The organism is Embleya sp. NPDC059237 (assembly GCF_042754105.1).
Lineage (GTDB): Bacteria > Actinomycetota > Actinomycetes > Streptomycetales > Streptomycetaceae > Embleya.
On sequence record NZ_JBHZAE010000013.1, the window covers coordinates 203,621 to 219,791 of the forward strand.

Below are 16,171 nucleotides of genomic sequence, written 5' to 3' on the forward strand. Positions count from 1 at the left end.
TGATCGGGATGGGCCTGGGCGCGCTGCGGGAAGTATCGCCCTCGTTGCCGGGCGACGCGGTCGGCGCCGAGGCGCTCAGGAAGCCAGGGGACCGGGACGCGCCTCGTCGAGTCCGCGCGAGGCGACGAGGTGGGCGCTGCCGTCGGCCAGCCGGTAGGACAGGCCCACCACGCCGACGCGGCCCGCGGCCACTCGCTCGGCCAGGACGTGGGAGCGTTCCAGCAGGAGGTCGACGGTGTGCTCGATGTGCTCGGCCAGGATCTCGTCGGCTGTGTCGCGTCCGGCGGCACGGGCCGCGAGCACACTCGGGGTCACCCGTTCGACGACGTCGCGCAGGAAGCCGCCCGGCGTCTGCCCGTCCTCCAAGGCGGAGTTGGCCGCGGCGATGGCGCCACACGAGTCGTGGCCCAGGACGACGACCAGTGGCGCGTCGAGGACGCTCACACCGAACTCGACGGAGCCGAGCACCTCCGCACCGACGACATGCCCCGCGGTGCGCACCACGAACAGGTCGCCCAGCCCTCGATCGAAGATGATCTCGGCGGCCAGTCGGGAGTCGGAGCACCCGAACAGCACGGCGAAGGGCTGCTGGGAGGGAGCGGTCTCGGCGCGACGCGTCGCGTCCTGGTTCGGATGCTCGGGAGAGCCCGAGACAAAACGTTGATTACCGGCCAACAACAGTTCGAAGGCTTCGCGGGGCGTCGGGATCTGTGGGTCGGTCATGACCGCAGCCTATGTGCAGTGACCAGTGAGGTTGGTGGCGGCCGGCGGGTGGGCGGCCTTTGGGTTCGCCAATCGACGGGGGCATGCCACGCGGACGATCGGACGGACCAATCCGCGCGTCGATCCGCTCCGAAGATCCCGTAAAGGAGACCGAGGCGACCGCGCCGCGGTCCCGACGCGAGGGGCGATCGCATCGATGTTCGACACCGTTTCCACCTCCGTGGGCCATCCACCCGCACGCTCCGGCGCGCGCATGGGCCGGGTGGCGGTGGTGGGTTCAGGGGTGGCCGGCCTCACCGCCGCGTACGAGTTGTCCCGGGCAGGCATCGACGTCGAACTGTTCGAGGCCGACGAGCGCCTGGGCGGCCACGCGCACACCCGGACGGTCGTGGAGCCCGACGGCCGGGTCTCGGCGCTCGACACCGGCTTCCTGGTGCACAACGAGCGGACCTACCCGCACCTGGTGCGACTGTTCGCGGAACTCGGAGTGCGTACCCGGGACAGCGACATGAGCATGTCCGTGCGCTGCGACAAGTGTGGCCTCGAATACGCGGGCGCCCGCGGCCTGCTCGGGCTGCTCGGCCGGCCCGATGTCGTGCTGCGTGGCAGATATCTGCGGCTTCTCGCCGAAGTACCACGCTTCCACCGGGCGGCCCGCCGCCTGCTCGCCGACCCTGCGGCAGGTGATCCCACCCTCCGCGAGTTCCTCGCGTCCGAACGGTTCTCGACCTACTTCGTGCACCACTTCATCACCCCGGTGGTCGCGGCCGTGTGGTCCTGCGCCCCCGATCTGGCCGGCGACTACCCCGCGCGCTACCTCTTCGTCTTTCTCGCCAACCACGGCATGCTCGGCGTGAGCGGCTCACCGACCTGGCGCACGGTCGTCGGAGGCTCCCGAACCTACGTCGACAAGATCGCCGAGCGCCTCGCCACCGTGCACCGCTGCGCCCCGGTCCGGGCGGTACGCCGCCACAGTGATGGCGTCACCGTGATCACCGACGACGGACGCGGCACCCCGGCCGACGCCGTCGTCGTCGCCACCCACGCCGACCAGGCTCTACGGCTCCTCGCGGACCCCACCGCGGGCGAGCGCGAGATCCTCGGCGCCTTCACCTACTCGCGCAACCCCATGGTGCTGCACCGCGATTCCACCGTCCTGCCCCAGGCGCGATCGGCCCGCGGCTCCTGGAACTACCGCATGCCGCACTGCTCCGCCCCCTCCGATCGGGTGCGGGTCAGCTACCACCTCAACCGGCTGTTGGGTCTGGAAGGCGTCGGAGACTACCTGGTCACCCTCAACGAGGACCCGCGGCACCCGATCCCCGAACACCTGGTGCTCTCTCGCACCGTGTACGAGCATCCCGTCTACACCGCACGCACCGTCGCCGCCCAGCGCCGCCTGCCCGAACTGGCCCGCGGGCGTACCGCGTTCGCCGGGTCGTACCACGGCTGGGGATTCCACGAGGACGGCTGCCGCTCCGGCGTCGAGGCGGCCGGATCCCTGCTGGAAGTGAGCGCACCGTGAACATCCCGCCCGGCCCCTGGGGCGCCGTCCTCTACGACACTCGCATCACCCACGTGCGCACCACACCCCATCGACACGCCTTCCACCACCGCGGATACCTGTGGCTGATCGACCCGGACCGACCTCCGGTCGTGCCCCGACCGCTGCGGCCCCTGGCGCGATTTCGGCCGAGCGACCACATCCAGGACGCCGCCCACTCAGAACTGACGATCCGTCAGGACCTGGCGCGCTACCTGGCCGCCCGAGGCGTGTGGCTCGGCACCGGCCGGGTGCTGATGCTCACCCAGGCGCGTTCCCTCGGATACGTCTTCAACCCACTGACCGTGTACTGGTGCCGCGACGACCAGGGCCGTCCGCTGTGCACCGTCGCCGAGGTGCACAACACCCACGGTGGCCGGCACCGCTACCTCCTGCGCCCGGATCCCGCGGGTCGGGCCCGAACCGCCAAGGAGTTTCCCGTCTCGCCGTTCTTCCCGGTCGACGGGCACTACCGGTTGGTCCTGCCCGAGCCGGGCGGGCACCTGGACCTGGCCGTCCACTTCGAGCACGCGGGCGTTCGGGCCTTCACCGCCACCGTCCACGGCACCGGTCGACCCGCGAGCCCCATCGCCCTGCTGCGTGCCGCGCTCACCCACCCTTTCGCCACCTGGGCCGTGAGCCTGCACATCCGCTACCGGGGCGTGCGTCTGTGGCTGCGCGGCCTTCCCGTCCATTCCCGACCCGGCTCCGATCCATCGGCCGTGAACCCCACGCCCCCCGAAGAGGTGCCCGTACCGTGACCACACAGGCCTCGCCGACGCCTGTCGTCCACCCCGACCATTGGCCCGACGTCGCCCGCGTACCGCACGCTCCGCTGCGCGCGGCCGTCGTCGAACGCCTCCTGGACCGCGTCGCCGTCCGCCGCGCCCTGCGCGTCGAAGGCCCCGACGGCCGCGTCCTGCGCCCGGCCCCGCCCGACGCACCGGTTCTGCGTCTGCACCGTCCGCGCGCGTTCGCGCACCGCGTCGGCAAGAGCGGCCTGATCGGCTTCGGCGAGGCCTACCAGGCCGGCGACTGGGCGAGTCCCGACCTCGTCGCCCTCCTCACCGCGCTCGCCACCGACCCGCAGAACCTCGTACCGGGATTCGCGCAGCGGCTGAGGCGACTGCACGTTCGACGGCCGCCGCGCGAGGACCTGCCCACCGCCGCGAACGCCAGACGCAACATCCACCGCCACTACGACCTCTCCAACGAGCTGTTCGCCCTGTTCCTCGACCCGACGATGACCTACTCCTCGGCGCTCTTCCCGACCGGGCCCGACGGCAGGCCGATGGCCGGCTTCGCGGGATTGCCGGCCGCGCAACACCGCAAGATCGACAGGTTGCTCGACCTCGCGCACGTCGGCCGCGACACCCGGGTGCTGGAGATCGGCACCGGCTGGGGCGAACTCGCGATGCGCGCCGCGGCCCGCGGCGCCCGGGTGGTCAGCCTGACCCTCTCCGAGGAGCAACTCGCCCTAGCCCGGCGGCGGATCGCCGACGCCGGACAACAACACCGGGCCGAGGTCCGGCTCTGCGACTACCGCGAGGCCGAAGGCACCTACGACGCCGTGGTCAGCGTCGAGATGATCGAGGCCGTCGGCCGGCCGTTCTGGCCCGACTACTTCACCACCCTCGACCGTCGACTGGCACCCGGCGGCCGGGTTGCCCTCCAGGCGATCACCATGCCGCATCAGCGGATGCTCGCCACCGCGGATACCCAGACGTGGATCCTCAAGTACATCTTCCCGGGGGGCCTCATCCCGTCCGTGCGGGCGATCGTCGAGAGCGCCGCCCATCACACCCGGCTGCGGGTGGTGAGTGTTCAGGCGTACGGCCCGCACTACGCCGAGACCCTGCGGTTGTGGCGCGAGCGCTTCGCCGCACACGCGCGCGACATCGCCGCCCTCGGCTTCGACGAGGTCTTCCGCCGCACCTGGGAGCTGTACCTCGCCTACTCGGAGGCCGGATTCCGAAGCGGCTACCTGGACGTCCACCAACTCGTACTGACCCGCGAGGAATCGACGCCTTGAACCCGGCGACGGCGCTCGGCGATGTACCGACGCCTCGACCGGGCGAATCGTCCACGCCGTCCGGGCATCGAGTTCTCGCCACCCGTCGATCTGAGGAGCCATCGTGAACGAGGCCGCCTTCTCCGCCAACCTCGTCATCACCGCCGCGGTCACCCTCGGCGTATTCCTCGCCGCGTTCGTCGTCGGTGCGCGCACCGGGCGACACCGCGGCGTGGATGTCGCCTGGGGGTTGGCGTTCGTGGGCGTGGCGGCCACCGGGTACGTCCTGTCCGCCGGGCACGGGGACCCGACGCGTCGAGGACTGGCCACCGTGTTGGTCGTGCTGTGGGGGACTCGATTGTCCGCGCACATCGGGTGGCGGGCCAGGGGCGCACCGGAGGACCGCCGCTACGCCCGCATGCTCTCGCGGGCACCCGAGGGTCCGGCCCGTACCCGGTACGCGCTGCGGATGGTCTACCTGCTCCAGGCGAGCATCGTGTGGTTCGTTTCGCTGCCCATCCAGGCGGCGCAGTACGTTTCGTCCGCGCCCGGCGCGCTCGCCTGGGTGGGTGTGGCCCTGTGGGCGGTCGGCCTGTTCTTCGAGGGGGTGGGGGACCGGCAGCTCGCGCGGTTCAAGTCCGACCCGGCCAACCGCAATCGCATCATGGACCGCGGCCTGTGGCGCTATACGCGCCACCCGAATTATTTCGGCGACGCTTGTGTGTGGTGGGGTCTGTTCCTGCTCGTCGCCGACACGGCCGTCGGTTGGGCTTTCGTCCTCAGTCCGCTGTTGATGACCTATCTGCTCGCTTTCGGCAGCGGGAAGCCGATGCTCGAGCGGCAACTGGCCGCCGAGCGACCCGGTTGGATCGAGTACGCCGACCGCACCAGCGGCTTCCTGCCGCTGCCGCCCCGCCGCGCTCCGGCCACCACGACACCCCGGAAGCCGCGGCGGTGATCCTCGACGGCCCGCTCCCACCGCATGCGCACCGGCCGGTGGGCGGGCCTGAGCGGCGGTTGGCCCCGGGTGCCTTCGGGGCGGCTCATCCCATGACCTAAGCTTTGTTGTCGCATGACAATGGATGCTTGAGGGGAGCACGTCGTGGCTGAACAGGGCGACATCGGGGTTCGCCTCAGGGTTTTGGACCTGTTGACGTCGAACGAGACCGCGCTGACGGAGCGCTGGTCGGCGAAGGTGGCCGGGAGCCTGCGCGGACGGGTGTCCGGGGCCGAGGTCACCGGCGAGTTGCGGGAGCTGTTCTCGGCGCTGCTCGCCGGGCTCCAGGCGGGGACCCGGGACGACGAGTTGGAGGGTTCCGGGAGCGAGTCGTTCGGCGAACTGCGAGCCCTGTTGTCGGAATTGTCCCGTAATCGGGCCCGGCAGGGCTTCACGCCGTCCGAGACCGCAGTCGGCGTGTTCGGGCTGAAGGAAGTGGTCTTCGACCTCGTCGCGAGCGAGCAGCCGTCGCTGGCGAACTACCAGACCGCGGAAAGGCTCGCGCGGCTGCTGGACGCGTTCGGCCTGTTCACTTTCGAGACGTACTCCAGGGCACGCGAGGAGGTCATCTCCGACCAGACGGAACAACTGCTGGAGTTGTCCACCCCGGTGGTGAAGCTGTGGGACGGAGTCGTGGCGGTGCCGTTGGTGGGCACCCTCGATTCGGCGCGCACCCAGGTGGTGATGGAGAAGCTGCTCCAAGCCCTGGTGGACACGGGCTCGGAACAGGCGATCATCGACATCACCGGCGTCCCGGCCGTCGACACCCAGGTCGCCCAGCATCTGTTGAAGACCGTCGTGGCCGCGCGCCTGATGGGCGCCGAGTGCACCATCTCCGGGATCAGCCCACAGATCGCGCAGACCATCGTCGCACTGGGCATCGAGTTCGGGGACATCGCCACGAAGGCCTCGCTCGCCGACGCGCTGTCCCACGCCCTGCGCCGCAGCGGGGTGGAGGCGCCTCGCTCCTCGCCTGCCCGGAGGTCGTGATGGAACGTGTGCCGATCCTGAAGATCGGTGACGTCCTGTTGGTGTCGATCCAGGTCGATCTCCAGGACGAGAGCGTGCTCGCGTTGCAGGAAGACCTGTCCGAACGCATCGTGCGGACGGGTGCGCACGGCGTTGCCATCGACATCTCCGCCGTCGAGATCGTCGATTCCTTCATCGGCCGTATGTTCGCCACGATCGCGGCCGTCTCGCGCATGCTCGACGCGGAGACCGTGGTGGTGGGCATGCGGCCCGCGGTGGCGATCACACTGGTGGAACTGGGGCTGTCGATGGGTGGGGTGCACACGGCGCTCGACCTGGAGAAGGGACTGGCATTGTTGGCACGCCGGCGGGCGAACCTGTTCGGTGACGCCTCGATCGACGTGTCCGGCGGATGACCACGCCTAGCGCCGGCCCCACGGACGGGGATACCGAGGCCCAGATCCAACCGATCCGCGGCAATGACGACGTGGTGCGCACCCGTCAGGCGGTGCGGGAGTCGGCGCAACGCATCGGCCTGTCCCTGGTCGATCAGACCAAACTGGTCACGGCGGCCAGCGAACTCGCCCGCAACACACTCATCCACGGCGGCGGGGGCACGGCCTACCTGTGGGTCGTGGAAAGGGGTCGGCGGCGCGGGGTGCAGGTGCGGTTCGTCGACGAGGGCCCGGGTATCCCGGACCTCGACCAGGCCCTGACGGACGGCTGGACCAGTGGCGACGGCATGGGTCTGGGACTGAGCGGGGCACGTCGACTCGTCGACGACTTTCACATCGACACCGAGGTCGGGGGCGGCACGCGCGTGGAGATAGTGAAGTGGTCGCGATGACCGCCGGTACGAACGGACCCGCGGACCGCGAGAAATGCATGTCGCCAAGGCCCGCACGAGCGACGGACGTGTCCTGGTTTCGCCACGGCGATCCGAGCATGCCGGCCGCGGTGCGGCGCGCCGCGACCGCACTCGCGCATCGTCTCGGCTTCGACGCCGTGCGTTCCGAGGAGATCGGGATCGTGGTTTTGGAGGCCGCCACGAACCTGCACCGGCATGCGGACGACGGCGCCGTCCTGCTGCGGTCGGTGTATTCGGGCGCGCGCGTCGCGATCGAGGTGGTGGCCGTCGACAGCGGCCCCGGGATCTCCGACGTCGCGTGGGCGAGCACGGACGGCAACTCGAGCCGCGGCACTCTCGGTATCGGCCTGGGCGGCATCCTGCGCCTGGCGGACGACGCCGACCTGTTCTCGCTTCCCGGTCGTGGAGTCACGTTGGCCCTGCGCTTTCGGAGCCGGGCGGCGGGTGACGCGGCATGGGACGAGGTGGCCGGACTGACGCGGCCGATCAGCGGCGAGACGGTGTGTGGTGACGCGTACGCCGTGCGTGTCGACGAGGGGACGACCACCGTCATGGTGTGCGACGGTCTGGGGCACGGCCCGATGGCCGCACGCGCCTCCGGCGTCGCGGTGCAGGCTTTCGAGGCCGCTCCCCCGGGACGGCCCGACGCCTACGCCGATCACCTGCATCGGGCGATGAACGGTACCCGCGGCGGCGCGCTCTCCATCGCACAACTCGACGCGGCCGGCGGCGTCGTACGCTTTTGCGGCATCGGTAACGTCTCCGGCACGATCCTGAGCGATGGGCCCCGCCGGGGCATGGTCTCCCTGCCCGGCATCGCAGGCCAGCACGCGCGCACCCGGCGCGTGTTCGAGTACGACCTGCCTGCCGGAGCGATGGTCGTGCTGCACTCCGACGGACTGACCGAACGCGGACGCGCCGCCGACGCTCCCGGTCTGACGTCGCACACACCGCTCGTGGTCGCGGCGACGCTGCTGCGCGACGCGGGCACTCGCTCCGACGACGCGTGTGTCGTGGCGGTCAGGGCGCCCCGAAAGACCGGTTGATCGTGGACGACCGACACTCGCAATGGCGGGCCACGATCACGCTCCTGACCAGGTGCCCCCTGCGCGACGCCCATGACGTCTTCGTCGTGCGGCAACTCGCGCGCAACGTCGCCGAGGCCGTCGGTCTCGGCCGTCAGGACCGCGTGCGGGTGGCCACCGCCCTGAGCGAGATCGGCCGCGAACTCATCGACGTCGTCGGCCCGGCCGTCGTCGAGTTCGGCGTCGAACTCGACGGTGTGGAACCCTCTCTCGTGGTGGAGATCGCCTGGGAGACACCGGGTCCGAACGGCGCGGGCGTCATGCCGCCCACGGGCGGCGCCGCGGAACGCCTGGTGGAAGACGTCGAGCGGCTCGAGGGCCGCATCGTGGTCCGCAAACGGCTGGTGGATTTCCGACCCGGCGACGTGGAACCGGCCAGAGCGGCCTTGGCCGCCTCGAGTCCACGCAGCGCGCTGGAAGAACTCCGCTCCCAGAACCAGGAACTGCTCAACGCGCTGGACGACCTCCAGGCCCGCCAGGACGACCTACTGCGCCTCAATGACGAACTCCAGGAAACCAATCAGGGTGTCCTGGCGCTGTACGCGGAACTGTCCCAGGAACTCGCGGACACCAACACCGGCGTGGTCGCGCTCTACGCCGAACTGGAGGAAAAGACCCGGCAGTTGCACGTGATCGCCGAGACCCGCACCCGGTTCTGGGCCAATGTCAGCCACGAACTGCGCACGCCGGTCAACTCCGTCATCGGCCTCGCCCGGCTGCTCCTGGATCCCGCCGCCGACCCGCTCACCGAGGAGCAGCGCCGCCAGACGACGCTGATCGAGTCGTCCGGCGCCACGCTCTCGACCCTGGTGAACGAACTCCTCGACATCGCCAAGGCCGAGTCGGGACGCATGGAAGCGCACCTGACCCCGGTCGACCTCGTCGAACTGCTCACCCACATACACGGCGTGATGCACCCGGTCGCGGCCCCCGACGTCACGTTCCGCCTGGACGTCGGCGATCACCCGCCCACGGTGGTCACCGACGAGGTCGTCCTCACTCGGGTCCTGCGCAATCTGTTGTCCAACGCACTGAAGTTCACCGAAAACGGCGAGGTCGTGCTCGTCGCGGGCCACGACCCGCTCGCCCGGCAGTTGGTGCTGACCGTCCGCGACACCGGCATCGGCATCACGGCCGACCATCTCGCGCAGGTCTTCGAGGAGTTCTACCAGATCCCCGGACCCTTGCAGACGCGGTCGGCCGGCACCGGCCTCGGGTTGCCCTACGCCCGTAGCCTCACCCGCCTGCTCGGAGGCACGCTCACCCTGGAGAGCACCCCGGGCGTCGGAACCACCGCCACCGTCCGACTTCCCCTGCCCACCGCGACCTCCGCGCCGTCGGGGGAGCACGCGCCGCGGGTCGACCACGCACTCGTGATCGACGACGATCCCGCCTTCCGAGAGGTGTTTCGCATGCTTGTTCGGCCGCTCGTCACCCGACTGGTCGAGGCGAGCGACGGAACCCTCGGCCTCGCCCTTGCCGCCGAGGACCCGCCCGACGTGATCTTCCTCGACCTCCACATGCCCGATCCCGACGGATTCGAGGTCATGCGGCGACTCGCGGCGCACCCCACACTCTCGCGCGTACCGGTCGTGGTGGTGACCTCGCTCGATCGATCGATGCTGCTCGAACGCGTCGCGGCGGTGTACAGCCTCCCCAAGACCGACCTGACCACCGACGACATCGCCCACGCCCTCGACGTGTCGCGAGCCGACCACGCCGACGGAGGCGCCACGTGATGCGACCCCCCGCGACCGCCGCGGATCACCGTGTCGCGCCCCAAGCCGCCGCCACCGTTTTGGTCGTCGACGACACCGAGACCAAGCGCTACATCCTCGGCAGCTGGCTCCGGCGGGCCGGGCACCGCGTCGTCGAGGCCGCGACCGGCGCCGAGGCGTTGGACCTGGCCTTCGCCGCCGCCGACGAGGGCGACGCGCTGGACGCGGCCATCGTCGACGTACGCCTGCCGGACGCCGGCGGCTTCGAGGTGTGCGAACGCCTGAAGTCCGACGCCCGTACCGCCTCCGTGCCGGTGGTCCACGTCTCCGCGTCCGCCATCACGGTGGGTGAGCGCGCCCAGGGTCTGTACCGGGGCGCGGACGCCTACCTCGTCGATCCCATCGATCCCGACGTACTGCTGGCCACCCTCGAGTCCGCGCTGCGTTACTCGCGTGCGCGCCGTCGTGCCGAGCACACCGCGGCGGTGTTGTCCGAGCTCGCCCGCGCGACCATGCTCGTGAACGCCGCCTCCACCCTCGAGGAACTCGGCGACGCCATCGTGACGGGCGCCTCCCTGATCAGCCGAGGGCCGGCCGCCTCCTATGTCCAGGGCGAGGGCGGCATCACCCGCCGCACCCTGATCAGCGAATTCGGCCTCGACCCCCAACAAGGAAACGTTCCACCGACGCTGTTCGACGCTCTCTCGCGTCTCACGAATCTCCACGAGGGCACGGGCTCGAAATCCGTCGTGATCAGTGCCGAGAACTGGCTGCGGACGCTCCCGGACAGCCTCGCGCAAGGCAACGTCCGTCTGGCGATCTGCCGGACCAAGGCCAGCCGTCCGCCCACCGCCCTCGCCGTTCCCGCGACCGCCGCCCGCGACCCCGAGGAGGAGCGGGCGCTGCGCGAACTCGCGCGCACCGGAGCCCTCGCCGTCGAGGCGTTCCGCTCCCACGCCCAGGAGCACGCGCTCGCCCTGTCGCTCCAACGCACCTTCCTGCCGTCCCGGTTGCCCTCGTCCGACTCGGTGGACATCGTGGTGCGCTACCGTCCCGCGTCCGACGAGACCGAGATCGGCGGCGACTTCTACGAGGCCGTCCCGATCGGCGACCGCCTGCTCGTCGCCATCGGCGACGTCGCCGGACACTCCCTGCACGCGGCGACCATCATGGGCGAACTACGCCACGGACTACGGGCCTACGCAAGCGAAGGACACGAACCGCACACGATCCTCGAACGCCTCAACGCCATGTTGATGCGCTATCACCCGTACGAGACCGCGACGGTGTGCGTGCTGATGCTCGACCCCCGCACCGGCACGATCGACATCGCCAATGCCGGCCACCTGCCCCCGCTGATCGTGACCGCGGACGGTGATACGCACTACCTCACGGTCGCCGGTGCACTGCTCGGACTGGAAGTGCCCAGGCCCGAGACCGTACGCCACGAACTGCCCGCGAAGGCGACCATCCTCCTGTACACCGACGGCCTCGTCGAGGAACGCACCAGCGACTTGGACGCGGGCATGGCACGCCTGCGCACCGAGACACTCCGGGACGAGTCCTTCCGCACCGACCTGAACGCCCTCGCCGACCATCTCCTGTCCGCCCTCGAAGGAGACGAACGCGACGACATCGCCCTTCTCCTGCTGCGCAGGACCGGGTAGCCGTCCCGCAGGCGGCGGTCGGCGGCCTCGCACGCCCGGTTTCATCCGTTCGGGCGACCAGCCGTAACTCCCCTCCGGTCCCGAGTCGTTGCACGGTCGCGGTATCCGCCGCGAACCATCCATCTGCGAGGTTGACCCATGAACCGCACACGACTTCTCGGCCTGGGACTGGTCGGTCTCGCGGCCGTGCCGGCGTTCGTCGTGGCCGGCGTCGCGAGTCCGGCCGAATCCGCCGCGCGCGCACTGCCGGTGCCCGTGGTGCAGACCTGTACCGGGTACCAGACCGAGACCTTCACTCCGGGGTTGAACTCGACGCTGCGTCAGGTCGCGGGCGAGGGCAGTGGCGAGTTGACGTCCTGCCTGCCGTTCGGTGGCGCGCTGCCCGCCTCGGGCCGCGTCACCTCCACCATGTCGGGGTTGATGAGCTGCGACGGGGGCACGCGCACGCGCACGACGACCATCACCTGGGACGACGGCGGCACCAGCACACTCGAGGAATCCGGCGGCGTCGAAACCCCGGTCGGCGGGGGGCGGTCGGCGGTCTTCAAGGGCAAGGTCCGGTCCGGACGTTTCGCGGGCGACACGACGGTCACCACTCGGACGCTGTCACCGTTGCCCAAGCCACAGTGCACGACCGAAGCGGGCCTGACCGCGGCCGGCGGCCCACTCGTGGTGGAACTCACCCACCTCTCCTGATCCGCCGGCGGGCTCGACTCCCTCAAGATCGAACAAGACGCACCGACACGGCGACCCGCGCGATGAAACGCGGTCGGCGACGGGGTCGTTCGACACGCCGGCCGCCCGACGAACCGGTGCGGCCGACGTGCCGTACTCGAGACCCTCACCCACAACCGCCCGGGTCACGGACCTGCGTCGGTCGAATGCACGAAACGGCGCGCGGTGTCCCCTGCCGGACCGTCGCGAAGGACGTGACGGCGTCGGGAGCGGCACACCTACGTTGCGAGGACCGACATGCGGACGGTCGACCGGGAGGCTGACGGTGTGTGGCGGATCGTCTCGATGAACCGGTCGAAACTACAGCGGGAACGTCACTGCGGATTCCTGACGGAGCGAAACCGCGAACGGGAGCGGGACGTCCGACAGGATCCAGAGCTCGACGCCGGGCTCGTCCCAACGCGGACGGCAGGCGTACGCCTTGTAGTGGGGGTTGTTCAACAGGCCTACGGCGTACTGCTCGCAGGCGTAGGTGGACGAGAACGCCCGCTTGTACCGCCACTGGAAGTCGTCCAGCGCGGACGGGCTCGTGCCGGTGGACGTGGTGGCCGCCGCGGTAGGCGCCGTGCCGGGCGCGGCGACGGCCGGAGCGACGGCGGAGAGCGCGCCGAGGGCCAGGCCGATGGCCAGGACTCCCGACGCCCTACGAAGCTTGCGGTTCATGGACCTTCCTTTCGGGGAAACGACCGACGGGTGTCGGCCGCCGGATCGAACGACCCGACCATCGGATTGAACTGGATCCGGCATGATCCATGTGACCTAATCCGCAAGGAAGTACGTTGAAACACAAGGGAGTTCATGCTCAAAAGGCTCCTCGCCGACCGTCGGGAACCCGCCGTACCGACGGCAGGAACCACTACGGCAGTCGGGTGCCGATGCGGAGGATGACGTCGCCCGAGCCGTCAGGGGACGGGTGTGTCGACCAGACCCGTTCGGAGATCGTGGTGCCGCGGGTGGTGGTGTACTCGGCCACCCACAGGGTCGCCCGCTCGTCCGGATCGATCAGCACCTGTGCGGTGGTTCGCGAACCGTCGGCGAACATCAGGTCGCCCGGTACCCTGCCGGCCCGGTGCGGGTCCGTCGACCCGGGAGTGTGCACACGTACCAACGCGCCGGGATACAGATGTGAGCCGGCGGCCCGCAGGACCGGCCGCTCCGTCGTCTCGCTCATCCGTGTCGATCCTTCCCTCGGGTGCCGCACCGCGCGCCGCGGCAGTCGCGTCCCTGCCGTTCAGCAGCGGGCGGTGGGCGGGTGGGCGGGTGGGCGGACCCGATGGTCGCCCATGATTCCTCGCCCATCCAATGCCATCCGGTGCGGGAGCGCCCCTGGCGGTGGGCCCTTCGGGTGGGCGGACCCGCGCGGGTGTACATCGGGGTGAGTCCCCGGCGTGAGGAACCGGGTGGGCGTCCGTGCCTCGGGCGGCGCCACCGACACCCCGTCCGGCATCTCCGCCGCCTCGTTCCAGCGCGCGACGGCGCCCTCCTACTCGGGGCCGGCAGCTTCGAGTCCACCTGAGGCCGCGGGCCGGTGAACCGGCACGGAGGAGACCGACCGTGCCGGGTACTTGGCCCGGCTCCGCTCCCCCGCCGCCGGCCCGCACGTGCGTGGGGCCGGTACCGATGGGTGTCGGCGCCGGCCCCGGGTCGTTCGTGTGCGTCGTCAGTCCTTGAGGGCGTCCTTGACGTGTTCGCCGGCCTGCTTGAGGTCGCCCTTGACCTGGTCCGCACGGCCTTCGGCTTCGAGTCGCTCGTTGCCGACCGCACGTCCGGCGGTCTCCTTGGCCTTGCCCTTGACCTTGTCGGCCATGTTGTCGGCCTTGTTCGCGGCGCTCATGCGTACTCCTCCGGATCGACGATGACGTCCCACGCCTGCCCCGACCTTGCCGATTCACACCCCGGTCGAGACGCCGGAACACAACCCCCACCCCGCGCATGCCGGCGCTGTTGGGCCGCCCAGACCTGTGGCGGCCCTCTTGTCTGCTGCTACCGGTCCGTGTCATCCACCATCGGGTTCCGGGGATCATCCCTTCTCTTGGGCCCGGCGGCTTGAATCGAATGATCGAATCCCCAGAATTCGATACGCACGGGAAATGAGAGGTGCCGCGCCACTCCAGTTGCACAGGGGAATTCGGGCCGATGATTTCCGGTCATTATGGGTGGACAATGCATTGGACCCGGGAAATTGGTGAGGAGCGTCCTGTCAACCGTCAACGAATAATCGGGTGGGCGTGGGTTTCCGGGCTTCCTCCGAGTGTCGCGGCGCATACTGTCGGACCTCGGCGAAACTCCCGGTGCCACTCCCCCACCCTTGGGGAGACAACGATGCGCATCGCGATCATCGGAGCGGGCATCGCCGGGCTGACCGCCGCCTGGCTGCTGGACGAGGAGCATCAGGTCACCGTGTACGAGGCCGCCGATCGCATCGGTGGCAACATCCGTACCGCCACGTTCGGCGGCGCCGGGGACAGCCCGGTCGCGGTGGATCTCGGTGCCTAATTGCTCTCCCCGACGGCGTACCCGTGCCACACGGCGTTGCGCCGGGCCCTGGGGCTGAGCGTCGACCACACGCTGGACGTCCCGGTGACCACGACGCTCTCGCGGGCGGGTCGGGCGGCGCCGACGCTGGTCACCCCCGACTCCTCGGCCGCGGCAACCGAGGGGCGTACGCCGGTGTCGGGCCCGGCGGCACACACGTTCACGGAACTGCTCACCGCTACGGCACGACTGGAGGCCGAGAACGGGCCGGTCACCACGACGGTGGGCGACCTCGCCGGCGCACGGGACTTGCCGGTCGACGAGGTGCGGGACACCTTCTTGGCCTGGTGCGCGTCCCTCGTCGGCTGCACCGTGGACCAGGCCGCCGAGATACCCGCACGAGCGGTGGCCGGCTGGATCACGGGCGCGTCGCCCGAGCACCCGGACGCCGCCCCGGTTTGGCACCTGCTGGCGACCGGTCTGGGGGAACTCGTCTCCCGCATCGCCGACTCCCTCGGCAGCAACGTCCGCGTCGGCGCACCCGTACGCGCCATCGACGTCGAGGACGGGCGCCCGTGCCTGCTCGGCGCGGCCGGCATGAGCGCATACGACGCGGTCGTCGTTGCGACCTCGGCTCCCCGAGCCCTGGACCTCGTCGCGGGTTGTTCCGATCTGAAGCCCTCGGCGGAGTTGCTGGCGGCGTTCGACTACGTCCCCACCACGGTGGCCCTGCACCGCGATCCGGCGCACATGCCCGCCGACCGGGCGTACTGGTCCACCACCTGCATCACCACGGATGATCGATGGGCCGAGAGCACCGTTCGGCTGGGGCCGGTTCTGGGCACCGACGTGTTCAAGAGCTGGATCACCCACCGCGCCGAGCCCGAGGACATCATCGCCCGCGCGGACTTTCGCCAACTGCGCCCCACCGTCGCCGGGGCACGGGCCGCCCGGTCGCTCGCAAGTCATCAGGGCCGCCACGGCGTGTACTTCGCGGGCAGCCACCTCGGGGGCGCCGACAGCCAGGAGAGCGCGGTGCGCTCGGCGATCCGGGTGGTGCGTGCGCTGGTCACCCGCGGAGACCGATTGGCCGTGGTCGCCGCCGACCCATCCCGGCACTGACCGGCCACCCCGGTCCGCCAGGAGACGGCCGACACCGCCGCCGTAGCAGCGCACAATCGGGCAAGCGAGCGGGCCGCGAAACGTGATGCCGAGCAAGCGCGAGGCGAAGTCGCTATTTCGGGTTTCCGATACCCGGCATCTTCGGTGATTCACAAACACCGATTGTCGATCAATCGTCCGGGTCGTAACGGATCGAAGGACGCCAAGCCTACCAACGGCGTCTTTCCGGTAATTCATGATCGATATTCAGGCGCCTTC

17 protein-coding genes are annotated in these 16,171 nt (G+C 70.2%); 13 read left to right on the forward strand and 4 right to left on the reverse strand.

Annotated elements, in window-relative coordinates; all coding sequences use genetic code 11:
- Positions 1 to 75: 75 nt before the first annotated feature.
- A complete protein-coding gene (locus tag ACFXKZ_RS34725; RefSeq protein WP_380005913.1) occupies positions 76 to 723 on the reverse strand; it encodes a carbonic anhydrase in 648 nt (215 codons plus the stop codon).
- A 253-nt stretch (positions 724 to 976) separates the two neighbouring features.
- Between ACFXKZ_RS34725 and ACFXKZ_RS34730 the strand changes: the two genes are divergently transcribed.
- From ACFXKZ_RS34730 to ACFXKZ_RS34780, 11 genes are all read left to right on the forward strand, one after another.
- Entirely contained in the window at positions 977 to 2,248 is a 1,272-nt protein-coding gene (locus ACFXKZ_RS34730) for an NAD(P)/FAD-dependent oxidoreductase (protein WP_380006111.1), read from the forward strand.
- Positions 2,245 to 3,027, forward strand: coding sequence for a DUF1365 domain-containing protein (locus tag ACFXKZ_RS34735; protein WP_380005915.1), 783 nt, complete (start codon positions 2,245 to 2,247; stop codon positions 3,025 to 3,027). The genes ACFXKZ_RS34730 and ACFXKZ_RS34735 overlap by 4 nt, the downstream gene beginning before the upstream one ends.
- On the forward strand, positions 3,024 to 4,298 hold the full coding sequence (locus tag ACFXKZ_RS34740) for a class I SAM-dependent methyltransferase (protein WP_380005917.1): 1,275 nt from the start codon (positions 3,024 to 3,026) through the stop codon (positions 4,296 to 4,298). The genes ACFXKZ_RS34735 and ACFXKZ_RS34740 overlap by 4 nt, the downstream gene beginning before the upstream one ends.
- 103 nt (positions 4,299 to 4,401) lie before the next feature.
- The gene (locus ACFXKZ_RS34745; protein ID WP_380005919.1) at positions 4,402 to 5,235 is read left to right on the forward strand and encodes a DUF1295 domain-containing protein; all 834 of its coding nucleotides are present in this window, start codon (positions 4,402 to 4,404) and stop codon (positions 5,233 to 5,235) included.
- A gap of 144 nt (positions 5,236 to 5,379) precedes the next feature.
- A complete protein-coding gene (locus tag ACFXKZ_RS34750; RefSeq protein ID WP_380005921.1) occupies positions 5,380 to 6,264 on the forward strand; it encodes an STAS domain-containing protein in 885 nt (294 codons plus the stop codon).
- On the forward strand, positions 6,261 to 6,659 hold the full coding sequence (locus ACFXKZ_RS34755; protein WP_078980827.1) for an STAS domain-containing protein: 399 nt from the start codon (positions 6,261 to 6,263) through the stop codon (positions 6,657 to 6,659). Before ACFXKZ_RS34750 ends, ACFXKZ_RS34755 begins: the two co-directional genes overlap by 4 nt.
- Positions 6,656 to 7,090 (forward strand): anti-sigma regulatory factor, encoded by a 435-nt coding sequence (locus ACFXKZ_RS34760; RefSeq protein ID WP_380005923.1) that lies wholly within the window; start codon positions 6,656 to 6,658, stop codon positions 7,088 to 7,090. The genes ACFXKZ_RS34755 and ACFXKZ_RS34760 overlap by 4 nt, the downstream gene beginning before the upstream one ends.
- Before the next feature lie 68 nt (positions 7,091 to 7,158).
- Positions 7,159 to 8,157: a SpoIIE family protein phosphatase gene (locus tag ACFXKZ_RS34765; RefSeq protein WP_380005925.1), complete on the forward strand. Its 999-nt coding sequence runs from the start codon at positions 7,159 to 7,161 to the stop codon at positions 8,155 to 8,157.
- 2 nt (positions 8,158 to 8,159) lie between these two features.
- Positions 8,160 to 9,935, forward strand: a complete 1,776-nt coding sequence (locus tag ACFXKZ_RS34770) for an ATP-binding protein (RefSeq protein WP_380005927.1) — start codon at positions 8,160 to 8,162, stop codon at positions 9,933 to 9,935.
- A complete protein-coding gene (locus ACFXKZ_RS34775) occupies positions 9,935 to 11,581 on the forward strand; it encodes a SpoIIE family protein phosphatase (protein WP_380006113.1) in 1,647 nt (548 codons plus the stop codon). The genes ACFXKZ_RS34770 and ACFXKZ_RS34775 overlap by 1 nt, the downstream gene beginning before the upstream one ends.
- Before the next feature lie 138 nt (positions 11,582 to 11,719).
- Complete coding sequence (locus tag ACFXKZ_RS34780) at positions 11,720 to 12,277, forward strand: hypothetical protein (protein ID WP_380005929.1); 558 nt, start codon at positions 11,720 to 11,722, stop codon at positions 12,275 to 12,277.
- Between the two features lie 339 nt (positions 12,278 to 12,616).
- On the opposite strand, the gene ACFXKZ_RS34785 is transcribed toward ACFXKZ_RS34780, so the two are convergent.
- The 3 genes from ACFXKZ_RS34785 to ACFXKZ_RS34795 form a co-directional block, all read right to left on the reverse strand.
- A complete protein-coding gene (locus ACFXKZ_RS34785; protein ID WP_380005931.1) occupies positions 12,617 to 12,979 on the reverse strand; it encodes a hypothetical protein in 363 nt (120 codons plus the stop codon).
- A gap of 193 nt (positions 12,980 to 13,172) precedes the next feature.
- Positions 13,173 to 13,487 carry a hypothetical protein gene (locus tag ACFXKZ_RS34790; RefSeq protein WP_380005933.1) on the reverse strand — a complete coding sequence of 105 codons (315 nt, stop codon included), beginning with the start codon at positions 13,485 to 13,487 and terminating at the stop codon, positions 13,173 to 13,175.
- A 489-nt stretch (positions 13,488 to 13,976) separates the two neighbouring features.
- Positions 13,977 to 14,150: a CsbD family protein gene (locus tag ACFXKZ_RS34795; protein ID WP_380005935.1), complete on the reverse strand. Its 174-nt coding sequence runs from the start codon at positions 14,148 to 14,150 to the stop codon at positions 13,977 to 13,979.
- A 488-nt stretch (positions 14,151 to 14,638) separates the two neighbouring features.
- Between ACFXKZ_RS34795 and ACFXKZ_RS34800 the strand changes: the two genes are divergently transcribed.
- The gene (locus ACFXKZ_RS34800) at positions 14,639 to 14,812 is read left to right on the forward strand and encodes an FAD-dependent oxidoreductase (protein ID WP_380005937.1); all 174 of its coding nucleotides are present in this window, start codon (positions 14,639 to 14,641) and stop codon (positions 14,810 to 14,812) included.
- Positions 14,813 to 15,913, forward strand: a complete 1,101-nt coding sequence (locus ACFXKZ_RS34805; protein WP_380005939.1) for an FAD-dependent oxidoreductase — start codon at positions 14,813 to 14,815, stop codon at positions 15,911 to 15,913. It begins immediately after the preceding gene.
- Positions 15,914 to 16,171: the final 258 nt, after the last annotated feature.

Excerpts from the sequence above, each read along its gene's own strand:
- ACFXKZ_RS34725 (WP_380005913.1), bottom strand. The coding sequence starts at position 723 with ATGACCGACCCACAGATCCCGACGCCCCGCGAAGCCTTCGAACTGTTG.
- ACFXKZ_RS34730 (WP_380006111.1), top strand. The coding sequence starts at position 977 with ATGGGCCGGGTGGCGGTGGTGGGTTCAGGGGTGGCCGGCCTCACCGCC.
- ACFXKZ_RS34760 (WP_380005923.1), top strand. The coding sequence starts at position 6,656 with ATGACCACGCCTAGCGCCGGCCCCACGGACGGGGATACCGAGGCCCAG.
- ACFXKZ_RS34775 (WP_380006113.1), top strand. The coding sequence starts at position 9,935 with ATGCGACCCCCCGCGACCGCCGCGGATCACCGTGTCGCGCCCCAAGCC.
- ACFXKZ_RS34780 (WP_380005929.1), top strand. The coding sequence starts at position 11,720 with ATGAACCGCACACGACTTCTCGGCCTGGGACTGGTCGGTCTCGCGGCC.
- ACFXKZ_RS34785 (WP_380005931.1), bottom strand. The coding sequence starts at position 12,979 with ATGAACCGCAAGCTTCGTAGGGCGTCGGGAGTCCTGGCCATCGGCCTG.
- ACFXKZ_RS34790 (WP_380005933.1), bottom strand. The coding sequence starts at position 13,487 with ATGAGCGAGACGACGGAGCGGCCGGTCCTGCGGGCCGCCGGCTCACAT.
- ACFXKZ_RS34795 (WP_380005935.1), bottom strand. The coding sequence starts at position 14,150 with ATGAGCGCCGCGAACAAGGCCGACAACATGGCCGACAAGGTCAAGGGC.
- ACFXKZ_RS34800 (WP_380005937.1), top strand. The coding sequence starts at position 14,639 with ATGCGCATCGCGATCATCGGAGCGGGCATCGCCGGGCTGACCGCCGCC.